Here is a 19425-nt window from a genome sequence, read left to right as displayed (position 1 = left end):
CCATGTTAGCGTAATGTCGGTATTGGGTCGAGTTCTTCTGGTAGCAGTATTATGCCTCTGCTTGAGTCGTAGGGTGCATAGTATAGGTATTCGCCGCCATATTGATATACGCCGTCTGGTGGATCCGCCCAGAAGACGAGCTGCAGTCCGTCTCCCATGAAGAATAGGAAACTGGTCGGGGTTCCACAGCGAACCTGAATCCTACTGCAGTTTATGGCTTTGGCGGTTGGGGTAACGTCGGAGTAGTTTTCGATGCGTGTAGCTCCTCCGCCATGGCGATAATGGTTTGAACCCGCATCAACAATGTTTAAGCCTTGCGATTTTAGGTCGTCGATGTACCATTGTGCTCGGGCTCTTCGTTCGACTGAGGCCATAGCATGAGGGGTGAGGACAGTTACCATTATGAGCGTGCTTGCCAGAAGAGCGAAGAAGAGTTTGCGACTGGGTGTTTTTTTCCATAGATATAGCATTATTGGGATGCCTGTTGCTAAGACAAGAAGTAGGGCGAGCAGTTGTGTGATTGGCTGCCAAGGTCCAGGGTAGTAGTCGCTATGTGGGTAGCCCCACTCTAAGAGTGCATCCACCACGACAATGATCAGGGCGAGATACCAGATGCCAGCCATTATCTTCTTAATGTTGAGTGACATAGACCTTGATGCTATATTTTGGGCTTATGTAGTTTGCGGAATTCAGAATAGTTGATGGTTTCTGGTAGTCGGCTCCGCTGCTGTAAGAAAAAACAAAACAATGGTGCAGGGGGTGGGATTCGGACTCCCAACCTTATGGCGATATCGCCATACCAACAAGGTTTCTTTTCGCTAAATCTTCCTTTTTTTCTTCTTTCTTTTTAAGGCAATCTGACGTTTTTAGTGCAAACATTAAATCGCCTGAAGCTTTCTCTCAAGGCTCCTTCTGTATGGACTGCGTTTTTTGGTGTGGGCGCTGCTCGGAACCGACGATGCAGGGCAGAAGATCAGTAGGCCGTGTGGCTTCCTCTGACGCCTGCGACAACTTTAAACAATCCAGGAGGCGCTAAGTTTTTGGCAGAGCAACCAGATAGAAGTCAAAATTTTGGCGTTTCAAAGTCCAAAGTCAAATTTGACTTCTCTACTGTACGCTCCCGAGTCATCCCCATCCTCAAGGGCATAGAGGTCAAAATGTACCCTGCCAAGATAGGGCGTGCCCGTGGATGGAGCAAACAGCACGTAGCTTACTATGTAGCAAAGATGGAAAAGGCTGGTTTAATTCGCCGCTTGAAGCGCAGCAATTTTGTCGATTACGAGTTAACCGAGAAAGGTCAAAACTTTCTCATATCATGTGAGGGCGTTCTCTTCAGCAGCGGCGTCTTCCGACTGCATAGGTGCTTTTTCAAGTATCCAGTCTTGCGTGAGGGGGTTTATCCATTGGGCGATTTTAAGCGGATTGAGATGCAGAATTGGACGGCTCTTTTGGGTTTAGAACAAGGCGTTAAGGTCAGGCATACGACGACGTCTTGGATTGTGCATGTTGAGACACTGTATGGTCGCAGCCCAGGAGAGCTAGTGACTTTGGCTAAGAACTTAGCTGATCGAGTCGCTAAGGGCTTGTCGAATAAGTATGGTTGTGTCTTGGGTGAGGGGCAGATTAACAAGCGCCATGAGCTGGGAATCGACGACCCAGTCGCCAATTTGCTGAATCGCTATTTTACCGTGAGCTCTCCTAAACGGGTTATTGATGATAGCCCGGGAGAAGACGAGGGCGAGCTTGACCATCTTGGCCGTGACGCAGCCGTCGAGTATTTGCTGATGCCTGAGCGAGTCAAAAAGCTGGAGGGACAAATGGGTAATGTTCTGTACGATTTGGAGAAAATCGCAGGCAGCCTAACCAAGCTTGACAGGATGGGCTACGATATAGCGAAGGTTGCTGAGGTTCTAAGCAAGCTTGCTGATCCTGAGGGCAGTCAAGGCGTGGCTAAAGCTTCTGCTGATGGAGGTAACGGCTATGTCTCTTAGGCTTCTTGGGGCGTTTTTGGATGCGGAAACCTGTTCAAAAGCACTTTTAGCGGTATGCCAAGGGCATGGAAAAAGTCCATGCTTTTTGGAAGTTGCTTTTCTACGGTTGCTTGGTGTAGATTGCCGAGTGCTAAAAGTCGTGAGCGTTTATGGAACGAAAACCTTGGAGTGTGCATTTTGAGATGGAAGCAAGCGATGAACCTGTTCAAAACATGCCAATTTCAGCCCAGAAAGTGCCAAAAGCTAAGCGTAGCCAAGCCGACAAGGTTGGAAAACTCAAGTACCTACTTGCCAAAGACAAGAAACTCGACCAAGACGTCGCCGAAATCAAGTTGCTGCTCAGAGTAATCTTTGCAGGCCTGAAGGATTCACTGCACTTTGAGAAGTCACTTATCGAAGAGGCAGCCTGTGAAGATGAAGTTGACAAAGCCATTCTTCAGGTGCTGTTTGAAGCAGGCGCTCCCGGGCTGTTGCCTAAAGACATAGCCGCCAAATTGGTTGAGTTCAAGATTGCCCGTCATCAGGTTACTCGACGGATTGTACGCATGAACAAGCGGCTGGATAAGGAACTGGATTCGGCGGTTGTTGAGCGGCGGGGCTGGTGCTGGGCTATGACGAGCTTTGGTGTAGACGCCTACAAAGCATCAGAGAAAGACTTGCTAGCCGAAGGCGTGACTCTGCATAGCGCTTCTGAAGAGGAGACATAGTTATGGCATTGACAGAGCGTGAGCGGAAGATTTTGCGGTTAAATTCAGAGGGCTTAAGTGATTATCAAATTGCCAAGAAGTTGAAAATAGAGACACCAAACGTTTACCGTGCCCGAAAGACGGCTCTCAAGAAACTTGAGACTGCAAAGGCTGATTTACAATTTATCGACAGCCTGAAATCCAAACATATTATCCCTAAAAGCTAAAGGGTAAAATTCGTAAATCTTAAATTCAGTAAGCTTCAATCACAACGTTATGACCAAGGACTACCCAATTTTACGAATTAGGGCAAAGACAGATAACAAACTTGAATGCGAGCTTACCGATCCATCCTCAATGCAAGTTATGGAAATAGTTGAAAAAATCGATACTCAAACCCAAAAGAAAATACAAATTCACTATCAAACGATAGTCGAAATGATGGGTAATACTAATCAAAGGCCGAAACTAACCGACTTTAATTATAGTCTTAATATCTTGCAGAGTAAGATTGGCAGTATCCTTTCACGGATATTACGAAATCTGGCTTTCGAGGCAGATGGGAACAGCAGTATAGCCCTTGCACTTGATAAAGAGACTGTTAAAATACCCTGGGAATTAGGTCGTATTTCTAAGATCAAAGGCTTACCTGAGCCTATGATGTTTTGTCAAGCAGTCTGCTTAGGGCATCTTAGAATCGTACCCGCCTTATCATGGTCTCCTTCGCCTGTGAAAAGCAGACGTAGAAAAGCTTTGGTTGTTGGGTTAAACTACGATTGCAGACCAGAAGTCGGCGTATTAGCGAACGCAGAAGATGAAGCAGATAGGGTTAGAATGACTCTAGAGAGTAATGACATACCCGTAAAGTACCTTGTAGGAAAAAAGGCGACATGGCAAGCTGTAGTTGATGAACTTAAAGAAGGGGTAGACCTTTTCCACTTCACGGGTCATGGTGGAACTAGTTGGAATAAAGCCAAGATTTTCCTTGCTGACAAGGATTTATGGGCAAGCGAGCTTTCGGCTATACTAAAGAAATCATCAGCGCCGAGTCTTTCATTCTTTAACGCATGCGAATCCTGCATTGATGCCCCGAAAAATGGAAAGGTGACTTGGAAACCGTATAGTTGGGCTTATGCACTGGCGAACGAAGGAGGCAATGCGTTTATTGGAACCATGTGGAGCGTTCTTGAACCAGAGGCGTTAACTTTTGCAGATGTCTTTTATCGAAAGTTTCTAGGATATAAAAATCATAGTCTTGGTGAAGCAATGCAACTAGCACGGAATGAGGCAAAGAAGGGTGCGTCAGATACAATCTTCAGCTGGCCAGCCTATATTTTGTATGGTCCACCCACGCTTGACAGAAACGATATGTTAACGATGGGGTAAACTACAGACAGTAAATCGCTAAAGTGCTTTGTATTCCGCATACATTATCCTTTTTTTGATATTATCATTTTTAGGCTCTCAAGCCATTAATCTATTGTTACGGCTTGTTTTTGCGATTTAGTTATGTCTCAGGATGGCGTTGGTTGTAAAGAATGCAAGCGGCTTAGAGAGCATGTAGCTTCACTTTTACCTTTCACTGTTCTTGAAGCTCTGTCAGGTAAACCCTTGAGTATTCGTGGCGTTGCCATGTGCAGTGGCATGAGTCGAAACCACAACATCTACACTTCTGAGGAGTTGCAAGCCTTCACGAGCAAACTGGCCAATTCTCCAGTCTATATCGAGCATGTTGCCGTTCCCAACGCAATAGGCAAAGTCACAAAGACCGATTGGGATGGCCACAACCTCTGGTATGAAGCAGAAATTTACGACGAGGCAACAGCTGAGAAAATCCGCAAAGGCCTAATTCAGCATGTCAGCGTCGGCGCAGACTATGAAGCCGTCGATCTTGTCGATGGCAAGGTTCCGCATGGATTGCATAATGCCGAGTTAAGCCTTGTAGCTGTTCCCGGTATTCCCGAGACTAACGTGCAAGTTTTAGAAAAACTTACTCAAACAGAGGGCAAGTTAACTGAGGCGCAAAAAACCATCGAGGACCTGCGCAAACAAGTCCCGGGTGACGGCTTGCTGAAGAATCCGCCCAAGATGATAGCTATTTATGAAGCTGCTAAAATGGTTGAAGCCGTTTTGCCCTCGACTATGGTTCAGCGAAGCTGGAGTTTAGGACCACAGCGCATGTGTCAGGAACTGCGCCGAGTAGTTATGCAGCTAGAGCAGAAAGCTGGAGGCAGCTAGCTGTGTTTATGCTCATTTCTATGAGGGAGAGTACCAAAGGACGAACTTTGGGAAATTCAAAACAGAGAATCGAATTGATTAGATGACTGATAGAACAGGCAAAGCTTGGATGGCTGTTGGAGAAACCGACGACCCAAACGCCATCATCGAATCTTATGAAGCTGTTGCTGGTATCACCAAAGGCTCACCCGTCTACTTAAGCGCCGATGATAAAGTTTCGGCTAGCCCAGGCGGAGATGATGCTATAGGCGTTGCCACAAAAACGGTTTTGGCAGCGGAAATGTGTCCGGTGCTTAAACGTGGCAGAGTAAAAGTTACAGCAAACGGAGCCATAACACGCGGAAAAGCAGTCTGCGCAGCCGGAAGCAACAAAGTAGCCCCACTGGTTGACCAAGCAGTCAACGAAGGCGGCGCCGCAACCTACACCATATTCTACAACCGCAAACTCGGCACAGCCCTTGAATCAACCACAACCGACGGCGATCTACTATTCATCGATGTCGAAAAGTGATAACGATGAAACCTCGACTTTTTGAAGCCCTAATGGCAAAACAAAACGACCAGCGAGAAGTCTATGAGAAACTCAAGCAGAAAGCCGACCACCCATTCCTCAAACGCTACTCGCAGATGGGCGTGAAAGAAGGCTTCTTCAGCGATATGGCAAGCGCTCTTGGCAGAATGCACGATACCATGGTGGATGCTGCATGGCCTGAGTTGATTGGCAGAAACATCATTACAGTCATGCCGACCACTGAAGCGATGGAGCGTTTCCCACTTGACGCAGGCGCAGTTGGCTACCGCTATGCAGAAGGCGCAGTAACAAGGCTAAGCTCAAAGAAACCCTCCACAGTAGACATCTACACTAACCAGCTAGCCGAATCCTCTGATGAATGGTCCCGCGAATACCTCGAAGATGCCACTTGGAACGTTATGAGCAAAGCCGTTGACAACGTAGGTAGAGCACTTGGACAAAACGAAACCGAAGTAATCTTGGCATTGTACGCTGCAGTTCAAGCCGCTGACTTAGCAACAGGCGCTGAGTTAGCTGGCGGCGGTCTTGTCGCTAGCTGGGCGTCACTTCTGAGTTTGCATGAGGCTGTCCGAAGAGAACACTGGCGCCCCAACGTGTTAGCCGTCAACGAGATGCAACTACACCAATTGCTAAACGATGACAAATTCGTAAAATCTGTCTACCTGCCAAGCAGTGAAACCGACATCGCACAAGGCACCATCGGAAGCGTACTTGGCATGACCGTGCAATCAAGCACTCTGGTACCAAACGGAACAATGTATGCAATTGACACCCGAGTGGCATCAGTTATGCTTCTGAGGCGAGACGTCACCGTTGAAGACTGGGAAGACGTCAAAACTGGCAAGTACGGCGTCCGTGGAACCACAAGGTTTGGCGCTGGTATCCTTCGCTCTAAAGCTATTGCCCGAATGACCAACGTAAAGCAGACCATGACCTAAGCTGCTCTAACAACAATTTTTCCTCCCTCTTTTTTGGGAAACAAGAATCCTTGAGGTTAACCTGCATGAGTAGTGTCCTAAGAAAAATCCGTGAAGTACTCTCCTATGCACCCGCTTCAGGCGTGGCATCCCCAAAGGATAGAGTGTTCTTTGACACCTCATGCATCCCACTGGCAGACGTCATGAAGCTTTACGACAGAGACCCAACCTGCAAGAGCAGCGTTGATCTGTTGGCGGCTTCAACGGTTGGCATGGGTTTCTACACCACGGTTGACGAGAAATACGACAAAGCAGCCGAAGCTAAAGCAGCAGTGGACCGGTTCTGTGAAGACATTAACCTTGACGGCTTACTAAACGATATGGCCAAGCCTCTGATTGCTTGCGGTAACGATTTCTGGCTCAAACTCACACCTGAACGGCTAGCCGATATGCTGCGAATGCCGATTGATTCAGTCCAACGCATTGGGCTAAGCTCTGTACCTAACCTAAAAATTCCCTACAAAGTCACAGGCTACCAGCTCCAAGCCACCTACAGCGGCAACGCTGGAAACGAGCTAAAGCCCGAAGCTGTTATCCACTGGCGCCTAAACGGCGATGTTCCATCTGGGTTCGGCGTGGGCTTGCTGCAGGTTCTACTTCACACTTTGACCGTTGACACGGATAAGCGGCCCTCATATGCTTGGATGAAAGCCAAGATTGAGAAGATTCTGCCAAACATCTTTGTCAAATACGCTGGTCCGGACGTAGTAGTGCAATTGGAAGGCCAGAAAGAGGACACTATCAAAAAGTATGAATCTGCTATCAAGAACCGTCCGGAAGAGGGGCAGTGGCTTTTCAGCGGCGCCAAATCCGTCGGTGTCTACCCAGTTTCCATCGACCCCAGGGCACGTTTTGAGTATTACATCGACCATATGGTAAACCAGTTCTATCTTGGATGCGAAACGCCTCTGCCAAGATTGTTTAGTACTCCTGGTTTCACTGAAGCGTCGGCTAGGGCAGCCTTAGACCTTCAAGACATGCTAATAAAACCCGTTCAGCGATACATCAAGCGGCAAGTTGAGAAAGAAATCTTCGCTGTCACGGTATCGCAGTCTGGTTTAAATGCTGCTAAAGCGAAAGTTAGGCTGAATTTTGGTAGTCCCGAAACGCCTGAACTTGTGCCCTCTGACCTCATCAAAGCCGCTGAATTGGGGCTGGTTCGAGCTGAAGAGTTCCGCAAGAACGCTGTCAAATTCGGTTGGGAACTCTGGGATGAGAAAAGCGAATCAGCAATTAAGCGCCAAAATGACATGTGAATGAATTTAGACACCTATGCAGCATTAATTTTTAATTATCAGTTAATTATATAACCAATCAATATGTTGCCTGACTATCCCATTCTCAAACGCAAGCTTAACAGAAAACTAGAAGTCATCATAAGAAATGAAGTAAATAAAGACCCTCTACAGGCCAGTATTCCAAAAAAGATAGTTCATGAAGGCGATAGAATAGCCATTAAGAGCATAGACGGATATTCTAGTGAAACAAGCTATGGCACCTTTGTTTCCGATTTTCAGATCACTACTGAAGAAATCATACAAAAAGGTCCTAATGCGGTGTTTTCAAGAACAAAAGAAATTGCTAAAGATATGACTGAAAAAATGAATAAGCACTTTATCGGGGTTTTTGAAAAAGTAACTGAGACAACGGGTAATGTAGTAACATCTAAAACAGGGATCACTGCCGAATCTATTTTGGAAACATTCGAAAAAATAGAAATGAGTTTTGATGATTCTGGTAACCCAATAATGCCTCTTATCATTATTACACCACAAGATTATGACAAGATAAAACAGGACTTGGATAGCAAAGAATTTAGAGAAAAGCAAAAAGCGATAATTGAAAAGAAAAGGAAGGGTTGGCTTGATCGAGAGAGTAATAGAAAACTGGTTGATTAATACAAACGAGATAGGCTATCAGGTACCATTTTGTCAGTATCTACTTTCGGAAAATTATTCTGTTCTTCATTTGTCAACCCATGGACAAATGGAACAAGGCAAAGACATTATTTCTCTCGATGAAAAGGGCGTACCTTGTGCATTTCAATTAAAATGTGGTCAGCTTGGACTACCCGAATGGCGAGCCATCAAGGGTGAAATTACTGAATTGATTGAAGTTCCCATTAATTTTCCCGGAATTGATAAAAACATCGGCCATAGCGCTTTTTTGGTAACTAACGGTGAATTGACAGACCCTGTACGGGTACTAATTGATGACCTAAATTTTAGCAATAAAAAAAGAGGCTACTCTGAACTAAAAGTTATCACAAAATATGATTTATTGAAGAGGTTTTTGAAAGTTTCTGAATCGCTTCTTCCTGTGGAGCCGGCTGACTTCAAATTATTTTTAGAATTAACTCTAAGAGATGGAAAAGCGCTTATTAATAAAGAAATAACTTCAGAATTTATTGAGCTTCTGCTCTTCAAGGGAAAGGAAACAAAGCCTGAATTGAAAAGGAAGATTGAAAGTGGACTGCTTTTATATCAGTATACAATGCAAAATTTCGAAAAATGTCAAAATCATATTGCTGTAATTGATGGATGGACCCTATTCGGTACTTATTTGCTAGCAGTTGCGGAAAAATACGACTTGGAGCCTGAGCTCTGGGAAACTTCTTTCAATTTAGTCGCCCATAAAATCAAAACACAATTCATTTCATTAAAGAAAGAATTTTTCAGTCGTAAAAATTTCTTGGAAAGTACATGGGATGGCGATTTGTTTTACAAATCAAGACTAACAATGGTCCTTGGTTGGTTGTCCGCCTTTGAACTTTTTAGTAAAAAGGCTGATTCTTCTTATTCGTTGGATCAACAGGTTATTGATTATATTAAGAAGCATTATACCGATTTATGGTATTGGGGCGAGTCTGCAACGCCTTTTTTTATTGAAATGAGTCTGTTGCTATCTCTGCATAATGACTCTCTTTCAGAAAAAATCCTAATCGATTTGCTGGCAAATATAGTTGTTGAAAACCAATTGAAGGATAGCAAAGGGCTTCCAGACCCTTATTACACAGCTGAACAAGTTATCAGCGAAGAGTATAATCGCTTATATAGCCTCGGAGAAGAAAGTGAACCTTATTCTTTTCACGGTTCTTCCTATCATATGAGTACTATAGTAAATCTTATTGCTAAACGAAAAAAGCGAGCGTCTATTACGCCGCTCTGGAAAGACCTTACTAAAATTTTGAAATGTGAATTTAAGCCGCAACCTGTATGGAAACTTCTTACATGGCACTGCGAGGAAGGCGTGCAAAATGAAACGTTTTATGAACAGCCTCAAAGCTGGGCTAAATTAATAACAGAAGCAACAACGGTTAACAATTCTGAATTTCCTAAAAGATTAGTGAATAATCCATTCGCGCATTATCACTTGATGTGCTACCCGCATAGATTGAGCGCCACTACAATAAAATTAATTGACAAATAAAAACGCTCAAAGTTCATCGTTGCTTTGAAGAATTAACTCAATTAGCAACTAACGTGTTTGGGCTAATAATGTATAGTGTTTTTTGCTTGAAAGGGCTTCTTTGAGGTTTTAGCTTGCCGTGTTTTATACATTGTCACGTTTACGATATTATCGTATTTTGGCTCTCAAGCTATTTGAACTCTCAACTGCAAGGGTTCATGGGATTGTAGCTTGGTCGTTACCTCTATTGAGGACATTAGAGATGTTCTCCATCTAAGCGATTCGGATATTTCTGATACTAAAGTTCTAAAAATGATTAAGAGAGCAGAGGTCACTTTAGAGCTTGAATTATCCACTGACATAGACTACCAAAACTGCACCGACGCCCAAAAAGAAGCCATAACGCTCTTGGCAGCCATTTATGCGGTCTGCTATTTGACTGGCGGTTCAGCAATCGGCTTAAACTTTAGCGTTGGCGATTTGAACAGTTCCAACTCTTCTCTGCCAAGCTTAACGGTGCTGCAATCTGAGTTTGAGCGGCTTCTTGCCAGCCTAAAAACGCCTTATGTGGGGAGCGCTTAGCCATGGGAACCGTACCTGAAGCATACTACAAATTCGTTATGGACTATGCGCCCAACGTTTACGTTATCCCGCCTGATACGCCCGACCCCGCGTTTGGCAAAGGTGTTTTAGCGGCTAGCTTCGCAATCGACTTTCTCTATAACGCCTACTCTGCTCCGCAATTTGAGAACAAAAAAGCCGACATCTACTCCAAAATTGCAAGTTTAGCCGATTGGATTCTAACCCAGCAATGCCTCGACCCAGCAAGAAAGGCTTATGGCGGATTCCAAAGCAACGAAACAAGCACCTACTATTACAGTGTCGATGCTTGCCGAGTCATTCTATCACTTCTTAGAGCCCATGAACTTACTGCCAACTCAAACTATTTGGATGCTGCAAAGCTAGCAGGCGGGACTTTTCTCAAAACGATGCAGGACCAGCAGGCCTACGGCGGCTTCGCCAGAGCAGTGACGATTGGCGATGCTTGGCTTTTGCAGCTAGATGTGGAATGTCTTTATGGGCTTATTGGTTTGAAAGCGCTTGCTGAAAAGTACGACATACCCAACTTTGCAGTCTACAACGGCATCATAAGCAAAGCGGTTGGCTTTCTGAGAGCGGGCTTTGAGAACCTCTGGTTGGATTTCGACCCTTCGGACGGCAAATGGCACCGAGTGGGCCTAAGTGAGAACGAGGTTTACGATGACCCATTCGCCTATGCGTTAGTGGGTTTGTATGAGGTTGAGGGCTGGAGCGTCAGCTGCCAGAAAGTCTACAATGCCCTAAACAACATTCGAGCTAGCGCAAAGTACCCAGCTTATAACCCTGCAGTCTGCTGGGCTGGCTACATAGACGTCATTGGCCGATTCTCCGCATGCGACTACTACGATGCCGTCACAAGTGGGATCCTTTGGAAAATCCGCAGCAACCATGACAAACCAAGCCTAAAACTCAGCGTAGAAGTCATCAGCAAACACGCAGCGGAATTCATGTTCTGGGGCGCCAAACACACAAACTACAGCTATGTTGAAAACAAGCAGGCAATGGTCACTGTTTGTTGGCTAGCCGAGCTTTTCCTCCATTACGAGGAACCAGTAACCCAGTTCACCAAGATTCTGAAGACTAAGGGCGAAACAGTGACGCTTTATCCTGTGCGAGAAGCCGCCGCCATAGTCACTTATGGCGAATCTTTGGATTTGCTAGCCGTTGTTTCCTCACTAAAAGCCGAGCAAGTCATGTTAGAAGCAGGTTACTACCTAAACGACTACTTGGCATTGTACACTTTCCTTCCCGTCCGAGTGCACGACAAGATTAGGCGCCAAGGCGAAGACTACGAAATCCAGACAGTGACGCCCTTCATGTTTGCGAATCAGCGGTTCTACTTCAAGAGCATCGCAAGGAGGCTAATCGCAAGTTGAGCGAAGTAGAAAACCCCGTCATAACAGTTCTGCGTCTCATCGAATCTCGAATAAGAGTTGTCAAGGATGACGGCGGCTTAGCCCGTATCCTTTGCTCTCAAGCTAACTATGACCGGGAACTGCTCAAAGACTACGACGCCCAAATCACCATCTCAAAGACCTCGGAGCCCTGCCAAGCGCAGAAACACACCTTAGACGGCAAACTAAGAAGGCGCATTTACTCCCTCCGAGCAACCGTAACTACCGTTGATAAGCCATCAAGCTCAGATGTCGGCAGAGTCCTGCGTGACAAAGTTCTTGAGCAGCTTCTGGTGATTGTTCCCGAAAACCGCAACCTACCCGGCAGAACAGTCTACAACTTTTACCCAATCGACTCGACGTCTACAACTCACAAGGTCTATGATGCGGCAGCCACAACCGAACCTGTGCCGTCTAATACAGTCTGGGCAGAATTGACTAATCCCGAGTATGCGAACCTTTGGGGAAGCGACGACCATAGGCACTCCAAAAGCGCAACTGGCAGTGGCGATTTTGCGTTTATGCTTTTCCGCTTCAAAATAGGTGTTAAAGCTGGAGAGAGCCGAAATGAAGCCAGACAGCAGTGTTTAAAGCGTGTAGTTTTGGCGTTTGAAGGTTTTGGGCTTGCTCCAGTGGGAAACGGCGTTACTCTAAAAGTTTGGGATAACTTGGCTGGCGCTTGGAGCCAATCACAAACTGGCGTTTCAGGCACAGATGAAACGCTGGCTATCACTCTAACGCCTAACCTCACTAGCTACGTCAACGATGATGGCTTCCTATACCTTATGGCAAGGACAACCAACCCATCAAATGGGGTCTCGCCTGCCACACTGTACTGCGATTTTGTGCAAGTAACCGTTGACGTGCGAGGCGTCACGTTCTGCGATGTTCATAGTTACCGAGACGTCGATGTAACCGAGGTTAAGCCGTTTCTCTACACTGAAGAAATCGTAATCGTGGCTTGGCTGTTCGAGTTAGTTGCCATTTCATAGTTACAGGTGAAAAACATGGTTGACACCTATCACTCAGATCAAGAAAAGTTCTACTATGTGCCGGAGGGCACCTTTGGAGTAGTTCCAGCTAGCCCAGCGCTGCTTGGGCACTCCTGCAGCAGTCTAGACGCAGACATAAACCCAAACAACATCAAAGTCTCAGGCACCGGTTCAATCGATCTGGTCGCATTAAAGCGGGGCTTAAGACAGCCGCTTCTGAAAATTAAGTATCCGATCCCATCGGATGCACCCATCAACTTTCTCCAGTACGTCAAGCAAGAACTCAACATCAGCTTATCCTTGCAAGTGCTCTACTACAAAGACATTTTCGCCACAGCAACCGACATCATAAGCCTAATCTACAAGGGCGCCAGATTCAACAAAGCCACTCTAACATGCGACATAGACGGCATCTTAGAATGCGAAGCCGAATTTCCAGCCCAAGACGTCGAAGTCACCACCGCAAAAATTACGGGAGCTTCATACACCGATTATGCCGGTGCCGTCTCTGGTAGTGAAAGCTATGTCAAAATCGGCGGTGTAACCTGCGAGCGCGTCACTTCTTGGAAACTGCAGATTGACAACTCTTGCAAACCTGTCCCAGTCATCCGTTCAGTTAACGGGCATTTGGCAAAGTACCTAACTTGGGGTAAACGGCTGCTGACAGGGGAACTCAATTTTGAGTTTGAAAGCAAACAGGAAGCCGACGACGTCTTAGCCGACACCGAGCAAACCAGTTTAGAATTCGGGTTAGGCGGAACCAACAAAGTGAGCGTAGAGCACACAAAATGGGAAGATTTCTCTTTGAGCGGCAAATCCGAGGACCTGATCTACGCTAAGGTGCCCTTCACGGCTAGAGGACCGTTAACAATTTCATAGGAGCAAAAACCATGCCAAAAAATGAAATCAGAATTTATGTGCAGACGATTGCTCTGATGAACCGTTTTACCAAACGGATTAGCCAGCTTCCTTTGGATTTACAGGAGGCTTTTTTGGCTGATTTGGAGACGGCGATAGAGGCACGTCTAAAAGTTTTAGAGATGGCACAAGCATGAAGCAAGAAACCTTAGAAATTGACAACCGATTCGGCGAAGAATACCAGGGCAAGTACGTTTTCAAAGAGATAACTTGGGCAAAACGCAACCGCATCATCCAAAAACACACCAAATACAACAAGCTGTCCGGTGACGTGGAGAGTAGCGATTTCATCTCCATACAAGCTGAAACCATCATGGCAAGCATGCATGGACAACCCCAAACCCACCCCATAACCATTGAAAAGCTGCTGGGCGAAGAAGACGGCATCCCCATCGAGCTTGGGGAACTCTTCTCTAAAGTAGCCAACAAGCTAAACGGCATGTCGCGGGAGGACCTGCGTTTTTTACTAGAGCAATTAGACGAGGAAAGCCGCACAGCACTCTTGTCGAGTTTAGGCTATGCCAAACCTTCGGATGGACACCAACCGAACTTGCCAAGCAGCCAGCCCGAACAATTCAGGAGTTCTGCCACATCTTGAACATAATGGACGAAATCGCTGAAGAAGAGAAACGGAAAGCGGAGCGCGAAGCAAAACGGCACTAGAAGTAACCTGCGACATACAAGGCGTAGAAGAATTCAAGGCAGCTATGCAAAGGCTAGATTCGGGCATGCAGCGTGAGGTCCACAGCTTTTTGGCTAGCTGGGCTGCCGACGTCAAAGCCGAAGCAATGCGCCTTGTTCCCGTCCGGACAGGTTATCTTCGAAGCACCATCTATGCGAAAATTCAGGAATGGGTAGCTGAAATTGGCGCAGTCGCCACCTACGCCCTAGCTGTCGAGCTAGGCACCAAATACATGCAGGCACAACCCTATCTTTACCCAGCAATCCAGCAGTACCTGCCACAACTCGAAGCAGTCATAACCTCAGCCATTGAGCAAGCTAAAGCGGAGGCGGGGCTATGAGTTTCCGCGAAATTGCCGTAACTATTCGGGCGGTTAATCGTGCAAGTAACGAGTTTGGCAGAATTAAAACTGACGCTGAAGCCTTGAGCGCTCGGATTAAGAGTTTGGGCGCTGCAATCGCTGGCATCGGCGCTTCGGGCATGGCTATTGGCTACATCGCTAACCAATTCGGATTACTTGATGACGCGCAAGCTAAGGTGTTCAACAGCGCCATGATGGTTGTCTCAGTCATGGGCACCTTCATGACTACCAGTGTGGGCGTGGCTGTTGCTCAGAAAGTGTATTCTGCCGCTTGTTGGGTCGCCACAGCTGCACAGAACGCCCTAAACATCAGTTACGGAACCTTCTTGGCTCTCACTGGTGTGGGTATCGCTGTTATAGCGGCTGCTGCGGTTGCAATGTACAGCTTTGCCAACAGCATGAACACGGCAACTTCAAGCATGCAGAACTTCAACTCCACAGCCAGCCAAACCACCACTGTTACACGGGGCATCGTGCGGTCTGGTGACATGGCAATCTATCGCCAAGGAGTCGAGGACACATGAGCGAACCAGCAGCGCCCTCCATAACTCTCTACTCAGGGGTAACAGGCGGCTCAATTAATCAGGCTGACATTCAGGAGCTAGCCGTGCACTTAGGCGGAACCGAGGAAGTCAGCAGTTTCGCCTATCGTCTCCAAAACTGGAACGGCAAATACAGCCCAAGCGGCTCTCCAATCGCGCTTGGCGAAGACGGCTATATCATGATGGGTCGAGGCGGCAACTGTCCCCAGCTCATCACCACACGAAACGAGAACATGAAGTTCCAATCAAACGCTACCGAACATTATGTTACTGTTTCGGGTCGTGACTGGGGCGAGCGGTTATTCCGCGAATACGTCACCGAAGGCTACGCCCTCATGAAAGGCGAGGAAATCGTCAAGCATCTGCTGGATTATCATTCGGGTCTGCCTCATGTAAGAGGCGCGGTTGAGCTGGTTGAAAACACCGACACAACCTTTACCCGCTTGGACTATGAGAATAAGCAGGCTTGGGAAATCCTAAAACAAATCGCACAGGACAGTGACAAAGCAGGCGCTATCGGATATGATTTCAGGGTTGCACCGGATGGTCGCTTTGAATTTTTCCACAGAGGCGCCAAAACAAGCTCCGTCAGCCTAACTGAACGGATTGAAGAGGCAGAAACGGAATCAGATATCCTCTCTGTAAGAAACAAAGTCACTATTTATGGCGCTGCCACAAAAAGCACACCTATAGACGTTGATGAAACGGTCGAAAGCCTCAACCCAGCCAGTGGTTACTGGACAGGATACGGCGGCTCCCTTTCCTTAGACGGAACTCGGAGATATGGTTCGGCTGCCTCAAGCATCAAGAACACCACGGGCGCTGCCTACAATGCCGTGAGCGTCTTCTATTTCACCGTAACCGTAAACGGCAATATGTACCCCAAACTGTTTTTGGCACTATTGCGAGATGACCTTGTTAAGTCTGATGGCTTCTTGGTAATCCTGCATGATTCCTCGTCACGGGTCTGTGGGCGTAACCTCTCAACCGTTAACAGCATAGCTGCAAGTAACGATTGGTCAACATTTCAACTTGATGTCGGCGTCGACCACGCAATAGATTGGGCGGCTCCGAGTGACTTTGATTGGGAGAACATCCGCACTGTTACCGTCACGGCCTATCTGGTTACTGCCGGCGTGAGTGGTCAAGTGTGGCATGGCCAACTCTACTTCACCGGTGCACGGTATAGCAATGTGCAAACCGATGCCGCAAGCATTGCCAGTTATGGCGAACGCCAATATGTTGACATCGTTGAGGACCTATACAGCGACAACGAATGCATGCTCAGAGCCAAATCAATACTGGCCTACAAAAAACAAGCCAAAACTTCGCTGGTCGTAAAAAGTACCCTAATCGATTATGGAACCTCGCCCATTCTGCCCGGTGATATGATTGCGGTAACTCTGCCAAACGAAAGCATCTCCGCTGTTAGCTTTCTTGTCAAAAGCGTAGACTATCACTTGTTGGCAGAAAACAACACGCTGGATGTTACTTTGAATCTTGGATATCAGAAGCAGCTGATGGCGGACTGGATTTATGCCTTGAGAGCCAGAACGGACGCCCTAAGCAATTACAAGGCAAGACGGTGACCTCAAAAATGAGTAAGCAAATCCTAAAACTCTTTGAAAACATTAAACCCGGCGACTTAATCGCCGTTGACTGGTGCGATGCATCGGTCGGTAAAAGCAGCGGCTCAGGTATGACTATTGATGTCCCAGTGAAAAGCTGGGGCATATTTGTCGGTTTAATCGGCGATAAAATTAAGCATATTGTGATTGCACAGAACAGTTTCCGCTATGCCGATGGCCTGTTCGATTTAGACTACACCGCAATCCCTATCGGTTGGGCACTTGGCGTAACGGTTTTGGTTAAAGAGCATATTCCAACCGATTCGGCTAGTAGGCTTGTTAACAGTTTCATGATGGGCGGGCATCGCTCCATGAATCGCCCAAGAACTTTTCGCAGAGCACTTGCGCAGCGGAGGTTGAGCATCGATGGCAGACCCTATTAAACGTGCCTTAACTCGCAGACGCTTTGAGCGAGGTCGCTTCATCGCAGAAGAGCCGCCCGCTAAGCTTGTGTTGGGCGTCAAATTCGCCATAGGCATGACGGCGTTTATGTCGGCTCTTGAGTTAGCGCATCTACTCATTTTGCATACTTGGAACGCTGAGATTTTTGCTTCAATTACCGGGCTAAGCGGCACGGTCATTGGGTTGTTTGTGGGGCAGAAGACATGACGAAGGGTAAACCTTGGCCTGCAGAAGATGAGAGTAAACTCCGAGATTGGTACCAGTCGGGGACTACTGAGCTTAGAGTCTTAGTGTTCAGTTTTGATGGTCGCTATACTGAAGAAGCCATACGGCAAAAGCTCCTAAAATTCGGTTTACTGAAAGAACAACAACAGCCGAAAAATTCCAATTGTTGTTGTTCTACCGAACTGACGCTTCCCCAAGAGTTGCCCAGCATCGAGGAGACACTCAAGATTCTTGCAGCCGCACTGGAGGCGCTAAAGACGCCGGGGCTGGATAAGGCTGAGGTTTTGCGCTTACGCGGCATAATCGCAGGTGTTAAGGTGTACCAGGAGCGGTTTGCGGAGTACGTTCACTATCGGGAAATGGAAGAGGAATTAATGGAGGCTAGACGGAAGTATGCGGAACTTCTCAAAAAGTCCCAGAGCAATGCATAAAGACCGACTCCTTGAGGAAAGGGCAGGGCTCCGTTCTGACATAGCGGCTGCTGAAGAGTTAGGTGAACGCAAGGTCGAAAGTCTAAGGAGCGACGTTAAGAGCTTCTTTGAACAAGTCTTCGGGTTCACTCCCTACCGCTACCAAATGGAACTTGCGGAGATGTTTGAGAAGAACCAGTTCACCGCGGTACGTTGGGCACGCCAAACAGGTAAGAGCTTTTCAGTTTCAGCATTGCTTCTCAAGTATGCCTGGGAGCATCCCGACAGCTACATAGCGATTGTTGGTCCAAGCTGGCGCCAAACCAAACTCAACATACGCCGCATGGGCGGTTTCTGTCGAAAACTTCCACAGCAGCCCGGCTTACACATCCAAAAAACAAGGATCACTCTGCCAAATGGCAGCATGATTGAAGCCTTCCCAAACAACCCCGATACAATCAGAGGCCCAACCTTCAAAGTAATCTGGATCGAAGAAGCAAATTTCGTTCCTAACGACGAAGAGCTCTATGATGCAATCCTGTTTACGCTTGGAACAACCAACGGCAAGTTAATCGCGACGTCAACGCCTTGGAATACGGATTCGCTTTTCTGGAAGATGTGCAACCACAAAGACTATTCTGATTTTGCACGGTCGCATGTTCGGTGGAGTGATGCCCTTGAACCTAATGGTCCGCTTAAGCCTGCTATTGTTGAGAAGATTAAGCGTCAGTTCGGGGATGATCCGCAACGTTGGCGTCGAGAAATGGAAGCCGAATGGGCGGAAGACGAAGACGTTTGGCTGGCTCAAAGCTTAATCGTTGCCTGCGTAGGTACGGTGAAGAATTGCGGCGAAGACCTCCAAGAGTTCAACCCTGAAGCTAGCTCTGAAGGCGACTTCTTTGCTGGACTCGACTTGGCACAAACCCGAGATTACTGCGTGCTCTCGGTGGTTGAGCGTCTAAACGATAAGCTCTTCCTTCGGCACCTAAAGATTTTCCAGCAACCCACACTCTACGCCCAAGTTCTCGGCTACCTTAAAGCGCTACAGGACCGATGGGGCGGCTTCCAAAAAATCAGAGTGGACTTCACCCGCGAAGGCCCAAGCATAATAGCAGACATGCAAACTGCAGGCATAGAGAACGCTGAGGGCGTCAACTTTAGTGTACCCAGAAAAAGCGAAATGGCAAGCCTATTGAAACAGCGCATGATGAACAAACAATTCTACTATCCACTACTCAACTGGGAACGACCGTATAGAGGCGACCTCTGCACCGAGCTAAACGTTGAACGCTATGACCTACGCAAGGACGGCGCCATAGGCTACTCGCACCCAAACGGCACCCACGACGACGTGTTTTGGAGTATCGCGCTAGCCGTGTTTGCTACCGTACAGATGGAACCCGAACCATTCCTAACGGTTATTCCAAGGTGACCAAGAA

24 protein-coding genes are annotated in these 19425 nt (G+C 47.1%); 23 read left to right on the top strand and 1 reads right to left on the bottom strand.

Annotated elements, in window-relative coordinates; all coding sequences use genetic code 11:
• Positions 1-5: 5 nt before the first annotated feature.
• Complete coding sequence (locus tag NWE93_10255; GenBank protein ID MCW4000610.1) at positions 6-647, bottom strand: hypothetical protein; 642 nt, start codon at positions 645-647, stop codon at positions 6-8.
• Between the two features lie 393 nt (positions 648-1040).
• Between NWE93_10255 and NWE93_10250 the strand changes: the two genes are divergently transcribed.
• The 23 genes from NWE93_10250 (at position 1041) to NWE93_10140 (ending at position 19418) form a co-directional block, all read left to right on the top strand.
• Positions 1041-1991, top strand: coding sequence for a hypothetical protein (locus tag NWE93_10250; protein MCW4000609.1), 951 nt, complete (start codon positions 1041-1043; stop codon positions 1989-1991).
• Between the two features lie 149 nt (positions 1992-2140).
• A complete protein-coding gene (locus NWE93_10245; protein ID MCW4000608.1) occupies positions 2141-2698 on the top strand; it encodes a hypothetical protein in 558 nt (185 codons plus the stop codon).
• A gap of 2 nt (positions 2699-2700) precedes the next feature.
• The gene (locus NWE93_10240) at positions 2701-2904 is read left to right on the top strand and encodes a LuxR C-terminal-related transcriptional regulator (protein MCW4000607.1); all 204 of its coding nucleotides are present in this window, start codon (positions 2701-2703) and stop codon (positions 2902-2904) included.
• A gap of 49 nt (positions 2905-2953) precedes the next feature.
• Positions 2954-4063, top strand: a complete 1110-nt coding sequence (locus tag NWE93_10235; protein ID MCW4000606.1) for a CHAT domain-containing protein — start codon at positions 2954-2956, stop codon at positions 4061-4063.
• Between the two features lie 258 nt (positions 4064-4321).
• Positions 4322-4915 (top strand): hypothetical protein, encoded by a 594-nt coding sequence (locus NWE93_10230; GenBank protein MCW4000605.1) that lies wholly within the window; start codon positions 4322-4324, stop codon positions 4913-4915.
• 82 nt (positions 4916-4997) lie between these two features.
• Entirely contained in the window at positions 4998-5426 is a 429-nt protein-coding gene (locus NWE93_10225; protein ID MCW4000604.1) for a DUF2190 family protein, read from the top strand.
• A gap of 5 nt (positions 5427-5431) precedes the next feature.
• Entirely contained in the window at positions 5432-6385 is a 954-nt protein-coding gene (locus tag NWE93_10220) for a hypothetical protein (GenBank protein ID MCW4000603.1), read from the top strand.
• A 65-nt stretch (positions 6386-6450) separates the two neighbouring features.
• Entirely contained in the window at positions 6451-7680 is a 1230-nt protein-coding gene (locus NWE93_10215; GenBank protein MCW4000602.1) for a hypothetical protein, read from the top strand.
• Positions 7681-7743: 63 nt separating this feature from the next.
• Positions 7744-8322 (top strand): hypothetical protein, encoded by a 579-nt coding sequence (locus tag NWE93_10210; GenBank protein ID MCW4000601.1) that lies wholly within the window; start codon positions 7744-7746, stop codon positions 8320-8322.
• Positions 8288-9853 (top strand): hypothetical protein, encoded by a 1566-nt coding sequence (locus tag NWE93_10205; protein MCW4000600.1) that lies wholly within the window; start codon positions 8288-8290, stop codon positions 9851-9853. Before NWE93_10210 ends, NWE93_10205 begins: the two co-directional genes overlap by 35 nt.
• A 291-nt stretch (positions 9854-10144) precedes the next feature.
• Positions 10145-10414 (top strand): hypothetical protein, encoded by a 270-nt coding sequence (locus tag NWE93_10200; protein MCW4000599.1) that lies wholly within the window; start codon positions 10145-10147, stop codon positions 10412-10414.
• Positions 10415-10416: 2 nt separating this feature from the next.
• Positions 10417-11808, top strand: a complete 1392-nt coding sequence (locus tag NWE93_10195; GenBank protein ID MCW4000598.1) for a hypothetical protein — start codon at positions 10417-10419, stop codon at positions 11806-11808.
• Positions 11805-12818 carry a hypothetical protein gene (locus NWE93_10190; protein MCW4000597.1) on the top strand — a complete coding sequence of 338 codons (1014 nt, stop codon included), beginning with the start codon at positions 11805-11807 and terminating at the stop codon, positions 12816-12818. The genes NWE93_10195 and NWE93_10190 overlap by 4 nt, the downstream gene beginning before the upstream one ends.
• 15 nt (positions 12819-12833) lie before the next feature.
• A complete protein-coding gene (locus NWE93_10185) occupies positions 12834-13697 on the top strand; it encodes a phage tail tube protein (protein ID MCW4000596.1) in 864 nt (287 codons plus the stop codon).
• A gap of 11 nt (positions 13698-13708) precedes the next feature.
• Positions 13709-13873 carry a hypothetical protein gene (locus NWE93_10180; protein ID MCW4000595.1) on the top strand — a complete coding sequence of 55 codons (165 nt, stop codon included), beginning with the start codon at positions 13709-13711 and terminating at the stop codon, positions 13871-13873.
• Positions 13870-14334, top strand: coding sequence for a hypothetical protein (locus NWE93_10175; protein MCW4000594.1), 465 nt, complete (start codon positions 13870-13872; stop codon positions 14332-14334). The genes NWE93_10180 and NWE93_10175 overlap by 4 nt, the downstream gene beginning before the upstream one ends.
• 79 nt (positions 14335-14413) lie before the next feature.
• The gene (locus NWE93_10170) at positions 14414-14758 is read left to right on the top strand and encodes an HK97 gp10 family phage protein (GenBank protein ID MCW4000593.1); all 345 of its coding nucleotides are present in this window, start codon (positions 14414-14416) and stop codon (positions 14756-14758) included.
• Entirely contained in the window at positions 14755-15303 is a 549-nt protein-coding gene (locus NWE93_10165; protein ID MCW4000592.1) for a hypothetical protein, read from the top strand. The genes NWE93_10170 and NWE93_10165 overlap by 4 nt, the downstream gene beginning before the upstream one ends.
• The gene (locus tag NWE93_10160) at positions 15300-16910 is read left to right on the top strand and encodes a hypothetical protein (protein ID MCW4000591.1); all 1611 of its coding nucleotides are present in this window, start codon (positions 15300-15302) and stop codon (positions 16908-16910) included. Before NWE93_10165 ends, NWE93_10160 begins: the two co-directional genes overlap by 4 nt.
• A gap of 8 nt (positions 16911-16918) precedes the next feature.
• Positions 16919-17332 carry a hypothetical protein gene (locus NWE93_10155; protein ID MCW4000590.1) on the top strand — a complete coding sequence of 138 codons (414 nt, stop codon included), beginning with the start codon at positions 16919-16921 and terminating at the stop codon, positions 17330-17332.
• The gene (locus tag NWE93_10150; GenBank protein MCW4000589.1) at positions 17316-17558 is read left to right on the top strand and encodes a hypothetical protein; all 243 of its coding nucleotides are present in this window, start codon (positions 17316-17318) and stop codon (positions 17556-17558) included. Before NWE93_10155 ends, NWE93_10150 begins: the two co-directional genes overlap by 17 nt.
• Positions 17555-18007, top strand: a complete 453-nt coding sequence (locus NWE93_10145) for a hypothetical protein (GenBank protein MCW4000588.1) — start codon at positions 17555-17557, stop codon at positions 18005-18007. Before NWE93_10150 ends, NWE93_10145 begins: the two co-directional genes overlap by 4 nt.
• Entirely contained in the window at positions 18000-19418 is a 1419-nt protein-coding gene (locus NWE93_10140) for a terminase family protein (GenBank protein MCW4000587.1), read from the top strand. Before NWE93_10145 ends, NWE93_10140 begins: the two co-directional genes overlap by 8 nt.
• Positions 19419-19425 lie beyond the last annotated feature (7 nt).

This window comes from Candidatus Bathyarchaeota archaeon (assembly GCA_026014735.1).
In the GTDB taxonomy this organism is placed as follows: domain Archaea; phylum Thermoproteota; class Bathyarchaeia; order Bathyarchaeales; family Bathycorpusculaceae; genus Bathycorpusculum.
Note: the sequence above shows the minus strand (reverse complement) of the source record. Positions and strands in the feature narration are given on the sequence as shown.